The following is a 14,491-nucleotide window of genomic DNA, read 5'->3' as shown; positions in this document are numbered from 1 at the left end:
CCAATGTGAAGAATTTATTTTCAGTATCTAATAATCACTTTTTTTGACAATATCTTTGTAAAAGTTTAGCAGCCTATGAGTGCCGAAAGATTTCCCTACACAATCGTGAATCATACTCCACGAAACAAATCTCATTGTGTCTGCCATCCTTTTATTGAAGAGTCTAAGAATGCCAATGATAGGTGGCAAAACTGCTGGAGAAATAGTTGCAACTCTTACAGGTCTACCTAGAGCCTGAAAAGCACACTCAGCGAGTTCTTGCCAAGTAAATACCTCTGGACCTCCCACATTCCATGAGCCCTTATTCCCATCAAGCAAACGGTCGATGCAGAACTTTGCGAGATCGGCACCGTGAATGGGGTTAATAATAGTTTTAGGGGAGAAAAGAAAAACACGACCTTTTCTAGCCATCTGAAGAATCTGTGTCATGTCGGAAAAGTATCCGGGAGGATTAATAATCTGACTAGATATCTGGGAAGAAACCAGTTCTTGAGCAAAAGCAGTCTTTGCACGAGTCAACTGAGCCGGGCATTTGTTGCCCTCAATGACATTGACAAAGCAGAAGTTCTTGACGCCGTGCTTTTCCGAAGAATGAAGGATAGAAAGATTGGCTTTGTAGTCGATATCCCAAGGGTTAGCCTTCTGCTTTGTCACCCCCAAAGTAGATATGACATCGTCAACACCTTCTGCAACATTGGCAATAAATTCTGAATTCGTTACTTCCCCGATTGCCCAATCATCAACTAGTCCATCCAATGATGGAGCCCCCCAAGGTCCTAAAGATTCTGCTCGCTCGCGATTTCGTGTGATTGCACGAACCTTAAAACCGCGTTGGTGTAGCTCTGCTACTACAAAACGTCCGAGATAGCCTGTAGCTCCCGCAACAAGAATTGTTCTATTGTTTGTTTTATTCATTGTTTTCCTTTAAAGTGAATATATTCATATCGATTATTCCCAAACGTCGTAAACCCAACTTATAAGTTCGTGGCTTAGATTTTTTCTTTCATCAGCACACGCCGCCATGTTTTTTCTTTCAGATTTGAAGGCAAGTTTATAGATGAACGGCAATTTTGTCAATAAAAGATGACTCAGATGATTGTAAGCTATGTGCTTGTATTTATATGGATAGTTTATTTCTTTCAATTTGTTTTCTATATGTAAAGCATATTCATAAGAAGGCCATACTGTGTCATGTTTTGAAGAAAGAATCAGAATTGGAGCATTGATGCTTTCTATTTTTATCAGGCTTTCGGGAGTGATGTCTTTATCTTTGTTAAAGGGGAGGATGTAAAATTCCTTTTTTTCCCTCAGCATTTTTAGAACATCAAATGTTTTTGTTTTGTATGGAGCAAAAGGCAACTGCTCCCCATGATAACTCCAACATGATGTTCCTGATGGCTTTTTATTTTTTTTTCCAATCAATCCTTCGCTTACAAAATAAGATGGTACTCGAGCTATCACACAGGAGATTTCAGGAAATTTTGATGCGGCGACAAGCGCCATTTCGCTTCCCTTCGACATACCGTCTATTCCAATTTTCTTGTATCCTTTATCTTTGAGCCATTTTATAGCATTTTCTACATATTCAACGGGAACTCTGTCTAAAAAAGGCTGAGTTTCTTTTGTGGCAAACAAAGCGAGCGCTAAGGCAGGAATTCCATTTTTATCATAAAACTCCGCGCATTTTTTTGTAACGCGCATACCGCCGTTTGAGCCAGACATCACTATCAAAACTTTGTCTTTATTTCCGTTTCCTGTAAGAAAGATTCCCTCAAATCCTTCATTTTTTACACAAGTCTTTATCATACTCCACCACAGTATAAAACTATTCTGAATACGCCGCAAGAATTTTCTCAACTTCAAACCTAGCTTCCATAAACAGTCCCACAAGATTTGGATCAAAATGAGTTCCCAAATCTTCTTTTATGATGCGAAAGTATGATGCGAAAGGCGTCTTACTTATCGATTGCTTTTTTGTAACAGCAGTGGAAACTAAAGCATCAAAGACGTCTCAATTGCCATAATTCGCGCTGAAAGAGGAATTTCTTCTTTTGCATATTGATAAGGATACCCGCTTCCATCCCATCTCTCGTGGTGGCTCGTCGCAATTTCAGAAGCGATTTTTATATAATTTTTATTTTCTGTCATGCCTATTATCTCTTCAATTATGCGTTTTCCTTCTGTCGTGTGAAGTTTCAGCTGCTCAAACTCTTCTGCAGTCAGTTTCTCGGGCCTTTTAAGTATGTGGTTAGGTACAACAATTTTTCCAACATCGTGCATAGGGGCAGCGCTTTTTATCAGTTCTATATAGTGTTCATCTATAGTTTCGCTCCAAAGTCCATGTTCAAACGCTTTTCTTGCGATAATTTCGACGTAAGCGCTTGTCCTTAAAATGTGGTTTCCAGTATCTTCATCTCTATTTTCTACAAGGCTTGCAAGACTGTTGATTATTCGGCTCTGAAGAGATACAAGTTTTTCATTTTTAGATTTCACTTCTCTCGTTTTCTCTTCAATCTGAAATTGTAAATTTTGTTCAGTGTGCCAGACTATGTAGGCGAATATAAACACTGCAAGACATATTATAGAACGCTAAAATGAGAAGTCATGACGAGTGATTTTTTTTGAAATTATCGATTGCTTTTTTGTAACAATCGACAAGCTTTGGCGTCAATGTTTCTATAGACCATCTCTTTGCCCATTCAATTGCATCAGCTTTTTTCCGGCTGTAAATCTTTTTGTCGTTCAGCAGAATGTGTACTTTAGAAGCAAACTCGTCCACATCGTTTGAAACCATAAAACCGCCGTTATCGCCACGCATAACGTCAACAGTGCCCATTTCTCCAATGGCAACAACAGGAAGCCCTGCTGTCATAGCCTCTATCGTGACAAGCCCCTGAGTTTCTGTCAGGCTCGGAAAAACAAAAACACTAGCCATTTTGTAAAAATAAATCAAATCTTTATACGCAGCATAGCCTGTAAAAACGACATCTTTTTTAAGACCTCTTGATGCAGCAATTTCCTTAAGCTCCTCAAGGAATGGTCCGCCGCCGACAAAAAGAAGAGCAGAGTTTTTATCTGACTGTTTGATTTTTTCAAGAACATCATATAAAAATGTCAGATTTTTTTCTTTTACAACACGACCGACATAGAGCAAGATATTTTTGTTTTTTAATAACGGAAATTTCTTGAACAATGCAGCTTTTATGCATTTGTTTTGATTTTTGTCGAATTTTATAAGATTAGAAGGAATCCCGGTAGGAAGCAAAAACGTATCCTTTTCGATTCCGTATTCATGCACAACCTTTTCGATTCGCTTTGTAGGAGCAATAATGAGTTCTGCTTTTTTGAGATAAAATTTTACTATATCCCGACCGAGTTTTTGCATTGACCCCTGCGGGATAAAATTTACGTAATTCATAAGATATTCTTCTAAAAACGTATGAAAGGTAAAGACAATAGGGATTTTAGCTTTTCTCGAATAAAGAGTTCCCAAATAACCGATTGTCCATTCCGAATTTATGTGAATGATATCAGGTTGAAAAACTTTCATTTTTTCTTTCAGGAAATGCCACTTATCGAGCCGCACCATTCTGTCTTCTTTTGACCATATAATTCCCATCGACGGGATACGGATTACACTGAACGGAGACTTTTCATCTTCACTCTTTTCATCAAAAATTGCACTTTTTTGCTGCTCTTCAGAATATTCAAGGCAGACAATACAGACTTTGTGACCAAGTTTAGTGAGTTCTGTCGCATAAGATTTGACAGAAATTGTGACGCCGTTGATTCTAGGAAAATAAGCATCTGTAAACATCGCTATGTTCATATTTAGAATATATCTCATAAGAAAGCATTTGTCGATATTGGGGTTATTATTGTCAGATTGTCGAATTTCCTGATTGAAGCAGAGTGAATAAACACTATCACATGCCTTAAAATCTGCAGACAGCGGCTAACTTCATGTTATACAAGATTATTGCATATGAGTTACTGTGTAATCTAAAAATTCTTTACGAAAATTATTCAAGTTTAATTTATATCGCGCGATAACCTGTGCATATTTTGCCTCTTCCGGCGGTAAAGTCTTTAGATATTCCTCGTCATAGGATTCGTTTGCGATGATGATTGTTTTTCCATCATATTCCAAATCATGCAAATAGTTGCCACTGTATAAACACTTATTTGTTTCTATACTGTAAATAGAAAAACTCCTAATTCCTGGACTTGTACCGAAATCTTGGAACAAATATTTTCCATCATCAGAAGCAATACACCATGCCGACTCGCAATAAAATCCCATATCTGTAATATGTGTAATTTCATTTGTTTTAGGATTCCATCTAAAAGTTCCAACAGGATCCGAATATAGGAATCCTTCGATGTCATCAGACCAAACAAAACAGTATGATTCCTGCGTTGAAAACTTTTCTGGATATACTTTTACTATTGATTTTTGCCCGTTCCTATCGATTTCTAACTCCAGTGATAAACTTGTTGATTTGGTTTTCGGATTTTCTTTGATAACACGAAAAGTGCTTACATCAACAGTTGGATCAATATCAACATATTTTGAAAAAATCCATCCATACCATCCGAAATTGTCAAAGGCATAATCTTTTATAATATCATTTTTTTCAATCTGGATTTTCAGCCAATATCCATAGAAACCATCGATTAGATCTCTTTTATCTGAATAGCCTGTTATCGTAACTACATCACCTTTTTTTAGCATTCCAACTTTCAATGATGATGTGGATGGTTTTAATCTTATGTTTAAATTATCATCATTGATTGTTGTTTTGGCGACAGTTCCAAAGTATTTTCTGTATTCCAATTCCAATTTAATATCTTTGGAATAAAATTGAAAAGTAAAAAATACCAACAAACACAATAAAAAAACTCTCTTCATTTTTTATTCCTCCAGAGCGCTCCGGTTTAGACAGTGCTGATAAATTATTTATCTAAAACTCAAAACAGACTGTCAACACCGAATAGGCGCTCACTTGTACAATTCCCATATTTTCTTGCGTTTCTTTGCTTGTTCTTGAGGCGGATATGCTGTCAGTATCAGCTTTCCATCCACATATTCGCCCAAAAATACATCGCTGTATTTATTTAATCCATGTTTTTTAATTTCTTCAATCAGCCATTGCTCACTTTTGCCTATCACGGTCAAAATATCCTCTCGCAACTGCCCGTCTGTTATCAGAGGAAACTTCGGATTTTCTTCTCCCGGAAGTATAATGATCAATTGACCGTTTTGCTCCACAATAGCTCTTTTTACGTCTTTTGTTGAATAAACGTTTTTTGTTCGAAGCTTAAAAGATACATCGTGAGCGGATAAACCCGCTTTTTCACAATTTTCAATATTAATTTTACCGTCATCGATAATTATTAACGCTTTCCCGTCTATAACTTGTTTCGCTTTAATATTATGTGTTTTTATCCATTTTACAGCCAATACAAGTATACACCAAATACATAAAACCCCTATATAATCCAATAATCGAATATTATTGTTATAAATCACGCTGCCGATAAGACCGCCGAGCACGTAATTTTGCACTTGGTCACCGACTGATGAGGGAGCCAGATTCCTTTTTCCCGAAATATTTATTATCAGTATCAAAGCAAAAAAACCGATTAATAATTTTATTATCACTAAAATAAATCCGTTCATAAATTTTCCTTGTTATCAGTATCAATTATAAAAAATATGAAAATCCGTGTTAAGGCTTTTTTACGGATATTCCACGCCGTATTTTTGCGCAACTTTTTTGTACGCATACAGCATATACGCGCCGTAAATCATCGTCGCACAAGCTCCGCCGATTCCCGCTACGGCGTACACTTCAACCCACGATATTGCCGTCGTAAAAGCAAGATACGAGGCGACAAGCGAAAACACAATCGGAACAGGCGCGATAAAATAGTCGATTTTTCTGTTCATGATTTTTCCGAGCGGAATAAAGTGCAGCCCGATAACAAAAGTTACTGCCGGCAAAATCAGTTTTTCAAGATGAAAGGCTACGAGCATTACGACGCAAACAGTCATAGCAGGATAAGTGATTGCGCTTACAATAGTCATACTTTTAGCAATCTTTTTTCCTTCTTTGGACGGAACCGCTTTAAAACGCTTTGCGTGTTTGATATTTTTTATACTTAAAAAAACTATGCATACGCCGTATGCGACTGTCAGCGCGAATAAAATCCTGCCGAGATTGCCCCATGCGAAGCAAAACCAAACGGAATAGAACAAAGTGAAAACCGCCATCATAATTCCGTAGGGCGCAATGTTTTGCGCAATCTCGCCGAATTCCTGCTTTGTGTCGTTATCCATATTTTCCTCCGAACCGCACTGTATCACAATCGCCGCATTTTTTCCAGCAAGCTCAGCACGTTTGCAATGTCGCCGTCTATGCATATCGAGCGCTCGCTGATTTCGTCTGGACAGAACGCTTCGCCGTAATTGATGCACGCGTAAAGCGAACGCGGGTTATCGGCGCACATACGCCAAAACGGATATTTGATAATACCGGGCGTGTTCGATCCGACGCCTAGTTCCAAAAATAGTATTTTTTTGTTTTTATGAGTCGCGATAAAGTCTCCGTACCGTTCAGAAGCTTTATGCCAGCCTTCATCTTCCACAAATGTTGAATCGCTTCGAAGGTTCATCGACATCGGTTTTCCGCAGCGCGGACAGTACGGAATCAAATCGGACGGAATGCGCATGTCTTTTTGCGTTTCGACCATTTTGCGGACGGTCGCTTCGTTGTCGTAAGTTTTGTCGTGGCAAGGGATGGAGCACTGCCATAAACCGTAGTCGCCCTGCGTGTAAAAGAGCCGCGTTTTATCAAAGCCCGCTTTTTGAAAGCAGTGATCGACGTTCGTCGTCAGCACAAAATAATCTTTACCGTCAACGAGTTTGCGCAGATTTTCGTACACAGGTTTGGGCGCATCGGTATAGCGGTTTATCATAATCTGACGGCTCCAGTACGCCCAAAATTCTTCGAGCGTTTTAAACGGATAAAACCCTCCCGAATACATATCGGTAATGCCGTACTTTACACGGAAATCCGAAAAATGTTTTTCAAAGCGCTCGCCCGAATAGATAAAGCCTGCGGAAGTTGAAAGTCCCGCGCCCGCTCCGATGAGCACCGATTCGACTTCTTCGAGGGCGGTTTTCAGCGCTTCAATGCGCGGCAAAAAATCGCTTGTAAATTCCATGATCTTTTCCTGTTTTTATTTTCCAATCCGTAAATATTTTTTTTACGGCAAAAATCCGCAAAAGAAAATCCATCAAACAAATCTTTTAAACCGAGTATCCGAAAAATTCATTTGTTCTTCAGCGGCATTTTTTATACAAAACCATTCAGTCTATTTACATACAGGACAATATATTCGATAGTTCCTACCCCCTACGGTAAAATCAGTACTCACCAAATATACGGAATGATTTTGTATTTTACTTTATTTTTATATTCGACATATCCGTTTAATTCTTTTTCAAGGACGGCTTCTTCATTTTTAATTCTTTTCGCTATAATCACCGGATATGCAAGAAAAACAACAAAAGATATAATAGAGCCGAGCACCAAAGGCGCCGAAAGGAACAAAAGAATCGTTACGCCGTACAAAGGATGGCGAACAATTCCATACAATCCGGTATCAACAACTTTTTGTCCTTTCCGGACTTCTACCGTTCGCGATAAGTAGGTATTCTCTCTCAATACTTCTGCATAAAGCATATATGAAAAAAGAAATACGGCAGCACCGACCCATGAAACCCGATCGGGCATTATTATCCAGCCGAAGCGGAAATTCAATCCGGCCAAAATAAATCCCAAAAGAAACATCAATCCTGTCAGTTTTATCACGAGCCTTTGTTCCGCTTGCTCTTCTTTTGTATTCAAGCGTTTTTTGAGCAATTCCGGATTTTTCAACAGCAATACGATTCCCGCAAAAAACATCGGAATAAATAATATTCCCATCAATAACCACGCGTTCCAATAATAAAATGTTCCTGCGGGCAAAAACAGTAAAATCCCTACGATAATCACACCGAAAAAAAACTTTACAAAAGCCTTAAAGCATAAATCTGTTTTCATACAAACCTCCACCGCATTTTAAACAAAATATGGATAACCTTCAATACTTGTGTTATAATGCGGGCAGCTGAAAATCGGCTGCGGGGTTGTGCTTATGGTAAGAGAAGCGGTTAAAGAAGATTTATATGAATTATTGAATCTATATTTGTTTTTACACGAAAAAGATATTCCAAAAAATTCAAGCCGTCTGGAAAACACATGGAAAACAATTATTGAAGATAAGAATCATCATATCATCGTCAATGAAATAGACGGTAAAATACTGTCGTCCTGTGTTTGTGTGATCATTCCGAATTTGACGAGGGATGTGCGCCCGTATGCGTTTATTGAAAATGTCGTTACCAATGAAGAATACCGCGGAAAAGGATACGCAACGGAATGTCTGGCTTATGCAAAAGAGATAGCGATTAAAAATAATTGCTATAAGATGATGCTTTTAACGGGTACAAAAAAAGAAAGCACATTGAATTTCTATAAAAATGCCGGGTATAACAGCGAGGACAAAACGGCATTTATACAGTGGCTCGAGTAAGATAAACTGTAATTTGTATAAATCGGCAAAATCGAAATCCGAGGAGATGATTTTTAGACGATGGAAACAGTGATTATACACGGACAAAATCATAAGGGATCAACATATCATATTGCGAACAATCTGGCATTGAAAGTCGGAGGAAACATAAAAGAGTTTTTTTTGCCGAAAGATTTCGGTGAGTTTTGTACCGGTTGTACAAAGTGTTTTTTAGAATCGGAAAAACAATGTCCGCATTTCGACAAACTTAACCCTATTACCGAGACGATAGACAAAGCCGATTTGATTATTCTTGCAAGTCCCGTATATGTAATGCACCCAACGGGTTCTATGAAAGCATTTTTAGATCATTACGGATATCGTTGGATGGTACACCGGCCGGAGGAAACAATGTTTTCGAAGCAGGGTGTGTGTATTTCCACTGCCGCGGGTGGGGGTATGAAATCTGCAAATAAAGATATGGCAGACAGTTTGTTTTTTTGGGGAGTTGCTGAAATTTATACATACGGCAAAGCTGTTCAGGCTGTAAAATGGCAAGATGTAAGTGAAAAAAATAAAAAATCCATAGATAAAGCATTAAGCTCTCTTGCAAAAAAAATTACCGATAAGTATGGTAAAACGAAGCCCGGAATAAAAACAAAACTGATGTTCAATATCATACGCCTCTTGCAAAATAAAGTTCGGAATCGGGCAGATACGGATTATTGGCAGGAAAAGGGATGGCGGGATAAAAACCGTCCGTGGAAATAATGATAAACTTTGGAAATATTCTATAGGGAACCTTTGAAAACCAACCGGATTTTTAGAGATGCCGCATATTAACTTGAAAGTTTAGTTGAGAAATTCAACGATCCACCCTTTTCTCGAAATTCAGCTTTCCAATATTCTCCCTATGTGGCGTTTTTCAAAAAACAGATCTTTGTTTGTAAAAACGATAATTGCGGCGGCAAGTGTAACACAGATTGTTTCGACGCATTTTCGCTACTTATAGTAGCATAATCGATTTTTATGATAAAATTCCGCTGTAAATTGCAAAATCTTCGTCTTTGAATACGTCAAACACGACTTTTATTCCGCTTCCCGTTTCTTTACAGTATGTGCGGACGGTTGCTGCCGGATGTGTTTTTCCAAATGAAGTTCTTACATATTTTCTGTCATAATTTTTTCTCCCTAAGTTCGTCAACGATTGAAATGCTTTGTTTTAACAGCCAAATTGTTGATAATATAATAGCAATGAACAAAGGGATCGGCTTTATGCTTTGTCCGAAATAAGTACAGAGCATTTGCAACAGTCCAATCGCTATCCCGCTGTATTTCCAAAAGGGAATGGGGCTGTCTCAAAAGTCGATTACTTTCTCGACAGCCTGTCGAGTTTAAAATTAAGTCTTTATATTATAATGACTTAATTTTAAACATCGCACATAAAATCAAGGAAGCTGTCCAAAAACTGAAGTTTTGGACAGCCCCGACAAAAAAATTATAAACAGTCCCAGCAAGATATCGCATAAATGCCAAGCGGCGTAAATTTCGGCTAAAGTCGTTCGGAGATTGTCACCCGTAACAACAGGCAGACCATTGACAGGATATACAAGTCTTCCGGTTTCAAACATTATTAGCAGCCATGTTATTAACATTAGTATAAAGCTTGTCGTTACAAATCCGGTCAGTATATTTTTATTTTGAGAATATACCTTGCGCACATTAAAAAAACTGCTTCCGCAAAGGATAGTTGAAAGCATGAGCAATTCATCTATAATCATCAGTAGCGTACGATGTTGATTTACGGTTTCCTGCAAGGAGTTTGTAAACTTTAGTTTGAGGCCGAAATATAAAAAACCAATCCGAATCCCCATATATACAAAAATACCGATAAGGAACATCGCTGAGATTAAAAAATAGTTTCGGTTTTGCTTAAAGGTCTGATTTTCCATTTTTTTCTCTATCATAATTTTTTTGTAAACCACATTAGAATACCGCTTGCTCACCTGTTATAAATTTTCAACATCTATCACCTTAATATTGTTTTCCTTGAGAAGCTTTGCAAAAATACCTTGTCCTGAAATCAGTTTTCCTGAAAAAGAACCGTCATATATCATGTTTACACCGCAAGAGGGACTTCTCGACTGAAGAATTACAAGTTCAATTTTCCGATCGAGAATCTTTTTCAGGGCGATTTGCGCTCCTTTTCTGAATTCCGCATCTACGGAGTTTCCGTTTTTTTGCATTACAATTCCTTTAACTATTTCAGCGGGTTCTCTTGGGATAGGCAATCCGCCGAGCACTTCAGGGCATACAGGAACAACTTGATGACCTTTTACAAAGTCAATTACTTTTTGAGAAAAATTATTTCCGCCATTATATTTGCAGTTCTCTCCCAACAGGCATGCACTGACAGCGATTTTCATTATATACTCCATAAAGTTTCTATTATTACATAATGCCGACAATCATCTTTTCTTCTTTACCGAATAATTGCCAACACATTTCCGACTATTCTTTTTATGATAAAATTTCGCTGTAAATTGCAAAATCTTCGTCTTTAAATACGTTAAACACGACTTTCATCCCGCTCCCGGTTTGCTCGAAGTATTTTCGGACGGTTTCTACCGCAATTTCCGCCGCGCGCCGATTCGGAAACATAAAAACGCCAGTCGAAATACAGCAAAAGGCGATACTCCGCACTTTATGTTGATCGGCGAGTTCAAGGCAAGAACGATAGCAGGACGAGAGCTCTTCTTCGTGTTTTTTTTGTAATCGCCCCTGCACAATAGGCCCTACGGTGTGCAGCACGTACTTGCACGGCAGGTTGAACGCAGGTGTAATTTTTGCGCTGCCCGTCGGTTCTTCGTGTCCCTGTTTTTGCATGATGCCGGCACAGACCGCGCGCAGCTGCACGCCTGCGAATGTGTGGATGCAGTTGTCGATGCACGCATGACATGGTTGCCAGCAGCCGGTCATGGCACTGTTTGCCGCATTCACGATTGCGTCCACTTTAAGCCGTGTAATGTCGCCCTGCCAAATATACAATTCTCCGTTCCCGCACGCTGCAACAGGTTTTAACTGCACAAGGTCGGTAATGCCGCCTTCCCGGATCGCTTCCCGTAAATACTCATCCTGTATGCGTAAAAATTCTTCGCTCGTGTCTTGCGGCACTCGGACATTCATCAGGGAACGGAGCAAAACCTTTTGTTCCCGTTCGTCATCCGGTATTCGCGCCGTGCGATAACCGGGGTTTTCCTTTAAAAGACAATCTATTAAAAAAACGCGTCGTTCCTTTTGTGTCATACATCTTCCTTAAAATGCGGCATTGCAGAAAATGTCGATTTTCGAAAATGCCGGATTCGTGCGCGAGAGCGCACACGTATATCAGCGAGTTTTCTTTTTTGAAAACTCGAAGTTAGAAGTGCCGCGCCATTTGTGCGGTGCTTCTAAACATTCCGTAAAATTGTACGGCGAGTAAATCATCAGATTTAGGAGTCGTGCAATTCGTGCGCGAGAGCGCACACGTATATCAGCGAGTTTTCTTTTGAAAACTCGAAGTTAGAAGCAACGCGCTATCTGTGCGGTGCTTCTAAACATTCCGTAAAATTGCACGGCGAGTAAATCATCAGATTTAGGAGCCGTGCAATTCGTGCGCTAGAGCGCACACGTATATCAGCGAGTTTTCTTTTTTGAAAACTCGAAGTTAGAAGCAACGCGCTATCTGTGCAGGGCAGCGGTAAATCGAACGCTTACTTTCATATCCGATACATTATAAAAAAAATGAAGCGATACAAAATGCGGTGACCATTAAACGCTACACTTTAAGTTCAGCCAGCTGCATAGCAATTTTTTCAATCGCCTGCTTTTCGTTTTCTCCAGAATTTAATACAAGCTGTACTGACTGAGATATCTTTTCTACACTTGAAGTGATATTTTTCATGCTCGAATTGATGTCGTCGGAAGTCTCTACAAGCTTTTTAGTTTCCTGCGCAACTTCTTTGTTACCTGAAACCATTTCGTCCGAGCCGCCTTTTACCTGCTCCGTGATGTTGTTTATATCTTTAATTGCCTGCAAAACCTGAGTACTTCCCGAGCTTTGTTCATTCATCGCGTTCATAATTTCGGTACTTCTGTCGTGAACAAGTCCCAAAAGTTCAAGAATCCTTCTAAATTTCTCTTCCAATTCTGACGTTGAAGCAACAAGGGTTTCTATTTTTACCTTTAGCTCTTTTAAAACAGTAGTGATGTGTTTTCCCTGTGAACCGGACTCCTCTGCAAGTTTTCTGATTTCATCTGCAACAACTGCAAAACCTTTTCCTGTTTCTCCGGCATGAGCCGCTTCAATCGCCGCATTCATTGCAAGAAGGTTTGTCTGGTTTGCGATGTTTTGAATGACATTTGTCGCTTCCAAAAGTCCCTCGGAATTTTCAGTGACAATCTTTACAATTTCGGCTGTTCCTGAAACAGCTTTGTTGCCGTCTTCTGAAGATTTTTTCAGTTCATCGATAGACTCCATATTCTGATTTATAACTTTGTCTACAGATTTTATGCTCGATGTCATCTCTTCAATTGTAGAGACACATTCAATCACAGAAGCTGATTGGTTTGTGATGTTTTTGTCAAGGGAATCGAGGTTTCGCTCAATCTGTTCTATCGCTGCCTGAGTTGCCATAACTGCATTTGCCTGATTGTCCATGTGTTCGACAACGATAGCAATATTTTCCGTTATATCTTTAACAGCTTTAGACGTGCCCTGCATATTTGATGACAATTCTTGCGACGTTTGTCTGGAAATTGCGACAGCGTCTATCAAAGTCTTTAAAAAGTTTTTATTGAAATTTAAAAAACTGTTGTATTTTTTTACAAGCAAAGAAATTTCATCGCGTGTCTCTATAATTATTTCTTCGTGCAGGTAATCTCCGTCTGCAAGTTTCACAAAACTCCGCATTAGCTTTTTAATTTCTTTTTGGGTTCTAGTTGCAACAGAAGCTAAGATAAAGATTGAGATAAAAGAACTTATAATGGCAAACGGCAGAGTCTTTGTTGTCAACACGATATACAAATTCTGATCATTCATACGCACTATTGGCGACAAAGATATTAAAATTACAGAAGAAAAAGTCGTCATAGATATGATGATGATTCTCATATTCAAAGAAAGTCCCAAAGACTTTTCATCAAATGGGATAGGAGAAACCCATTTTTCAAAAGCTAAAAGCACATACGAACCCCAAAAAGTTGCCACAATTAAAATATTGCCGATTGTTAAAAAGACAAACGCTAAAAATGCGTTAGGGTTTTTATTAAGCCCTACTTCAAAAGCAAGTATAACAGCGCCGAAAACTCCGACAAACACCGGTATGAAAACCAAAAGATTTTCATACAGCTTAATATTGCGTTTTGCTTTTTGTATATCATTTTCCCAATTTTTTATAGCAGGGAAAAGAAACAGCGGCTTCAAAAACGGGGCGAGCAGTAAAATTATAAAACAAATTATAAAAGTCTTTGAAGTCATAATTGTCAGACGATTTTCACTGATTCCGACAATCGAACTAGTAATTGTGTTTGTTACAACCCATCCAAGATTAGCAAGTAAATCAAGTATCCAAATTTTTCTCGGAGGCAACATAGCATTATTTTTCATAAGCATCTTTGCTCCTGATACATTTATATAATTGCAAAAAAAATCCCTATTTTAGAGAATCCTATATGTAAAATGATAACATGGTTTATACATAAAAGAAAGTTTTATAGGATTTAATAGGCAGTTTTTAAATGATTTGGCGACTTTTTGCGATAAAATCGCAAAAACCAGGCTTTTCAGAACTCCGCTAATAGCTTCGACTGCGAAACACGCAAAAATATC

General features: G+C 38.6%; 16 protein-coding genes. 2 read left to right on the top strand and 14 right to left on the bottom strand.

Features of this window, described 5'->3' with window-relative positions:
- Positions 1–27: 27 nt before the first annotated feature.
- The 9 genes from H9I37_RS04585 to H9I37_RS04545 form a co-directional block, all read right to left on the bottom strand.
- Positions 28–915, bottom strand: coding sequence for an SDR family oxidoreductase (locus H9I37_RS04585; protein WP_187381287.1), 888 nt, complete (start codon positions 913–915; stop codon positions 28–30).
- A gap of 33 nt (positions 916–948) precedes the next feature.
- The gene (locus tag H9I37_RS04580) at positions 949–1,806 is read right to left on the bottom strand and encodes an acyl-CoA thioester hydrolase/BAAT C-terminal domain-containing protein (protein ID WP_187381286.1); all 858 of its coding nucleotides are present in this window, start codon (positions 1,804–1,806) and stop codon (positions 949–951) included.
- A 186-nt stretch (positions 1,807–1,992) separates the two neighbouring features.
- The gene (locus H9I37_RS04575) at positions 1,993–2,493 is read right to left on the bottom strand and encodes an HD-GYP domain-containing protein (RefSeq protein WP_187381285.1); all 501 of its coding nucleotides are present in this window, start codon (positions 2,491–2,493) and stop codon (positions 1,993–1,995) included.
- A gap of 109 nt (positions 2,494–2,602) precedes the next feature.
- Complete coding sequence (locus H9I37_RS04570; RefSeq protein WP_187381284.1) at positions 2,603–3,829, bottom strand: glycosyltransferase; 1,227 nt, start codon at positions 3,827–3,829, stop codon at positions 2,603–2,605.
- 147 nt (positions 3,830–3,976) lie between these two features.
- The gene (locus H9I37_RS04565) at positions 3,977–4,912 is read right to left on the bottom strand and encodes an SH3 domain-containing protein (RefSeq protein WP_187381283.1); all 936 of its coding nucleotides are present in this window, start codon (positions 4,910–4,912) and stop codon (positions 3,977–3,979) included.
- 90 nt (positions 4,913–5,002) lie between these two features.
- Positions 5,003–5,683 carry a DUF421 domain-containing protein gene (locus H9I37_RS04560; RefSeq protein ID WP_187381282.1) on the bottom strand — a complete coding sequence of 227 codons (681 nt, stop codon included), beginning with the start codon at positions 5,681–5,683 and terminating at the stop codon, positions 5,003–5,005.
- Positions 5,684–5,743: 60 nt separating this feature from the next.
- A complete protein-coding gene (locus H9I37_RS04555; protein WP_187381281.1) occupies positions 5,744–6,343 on the bottom strand; it encodes a hypothetical protein in 600 nt (199 codons plus the stop codon).
- Between the two features lie 23 nt (positions 6,344–6,366).
- On the bottom strand, positions 6,367–7,230 hold the full coding sequence (locus tag H9I37_RS04550; protein ID WP_187381280.1) for an SIR2 family NAD-dependent protein deacylase: 864 nt from the start codon (positions 7,228–7,230) through the stop codon (positions 6,367–6,369).
- 209 nt (positions 7,231–7,439) lie between these two features.
- Positions 7,440–8,111: a methyltransferase family protein gene (locus H9I37_RS04545; RefSeq protein WP_187381279.1), complete on the bottom strand. Its 672-nt coding sequence runs from the start codon at positions 8,109–8,111 to the stop codon at positions 7,440–7,442.
- A gap of 94 nt (positions 8,112–8,205) precedes the next feature.
- Here H9I37_RS04545 and H9I37_RS04540 point away from each other — a divergent pair, with 94 nt between their 5' ends.
- On the top strand, positions 8,206–8,643 hold the full coding sequence (locus H9I37_RS04540) for a GNAT family N-acetyltransferase (RefSeq protein ID WP_187381278.1): 438 nt from the start codon (positions 8,206–8,208) through the stop codon (positions 8,641–8,643).
- A 60-nt stretch (positions 8,644–8,703) separates the two neighbouring features.
- Complete coding sequence (locus H9I37_RS04535; protein WP_187381277.1) at positions 8,704–9,393, top strand: flavodoxin family protein; 690 nt, start codon at positions 8,704–8,706, stop codon at positions 9,391–9,393.
- A 256-nt stretch (positions 9,394–9,649) separates the two neighbouring features.
- On the opposite strand, the gene H9I37_RS11485 is transcribed toward H9I37_RS04535, so the two are convergent.
- The 5 genes from H9I37_RS11485 to H9I37_RS04510 all read right to left on the bottom strand — a co-directional run bounded on the left by H9I37_RS11485 (position 9,650) and on the right by H9I37_RS04510 (position 14,269).
- Positions 9,650–9,826: a hypothetical protein gene (locus tag H9I37_RS11485; protein WP_255422492.1), complete on the bottom strand. Its 177-nt coding sequence runs from the start codon at positions 9,824–9,826 to the stop codon at positions 9,650–9,652.
- 244 nt (positions 9,827–10,070) lie between these two features.
- A complete protein-coding gene (locus tag H9I37_RS04525; RefSeq protein WP_187381276.1) occupies positions 10,071–10,589 on the bottom strand; it encodes a hypothetical protein in 519 nt (172 codons plus the stop codon).
- Between the two features lie 42 nt (positions 10,590–10,631).
- Complete coding sequence (locus H9I37_RS04520; protein ID WP_187381275.1) at positions 10,632–11,048, bottom strand: 2-thiouracil desulfurase family protein; 417 nt, start codon at positions 11,046–11,048, stop codon at positions 10,632–10,634.
- A gap of 94 nt (positions 11,049–11,142) precedes the next feature.
- Positions 11,143–11,928 carry a protein-ADP-ribose hydrolase gene (locus H9I37_RS04515; protein ID WP_187381274.1) on the bottom strand — a complete coding sequence of 262 codons (786 nt, stop codon included), beginning with the start codon at positions 11,926–11,928 and terminating at the stop codon, positions 11,143–11,145.
- Between the two features lie 511 nt (positions 11,929–12,439).
- Positions 12,440–14,269 (bottom strand): methyl-accepting chemotaxis protein, encoded by a 1,830-nt coding sequence (locus tag H9I37_RS04510; protein WP_187381273.1) that lies wholly within the window; start codon positions 14,267–14,269, stop codon positions 12,440–12,442.
- Positions 14,270–14,491 lie beyond the last annotated feature (222 nt).

Source organism: Treponema sp. Marseille-Q3903, from assembly GCF_014334335.1.
In the GTDB taxonomy this organism is placed as follows: domain Bacteria; phylum Spirochaetota; class Spirochaetia; order Treponematales; family Treponemataceae; genus Treponema_D.
Note: the sequence above shows the minus strand (reverse complement) of the source record. Positions and strands in the feature narration are given on the sequence as shown.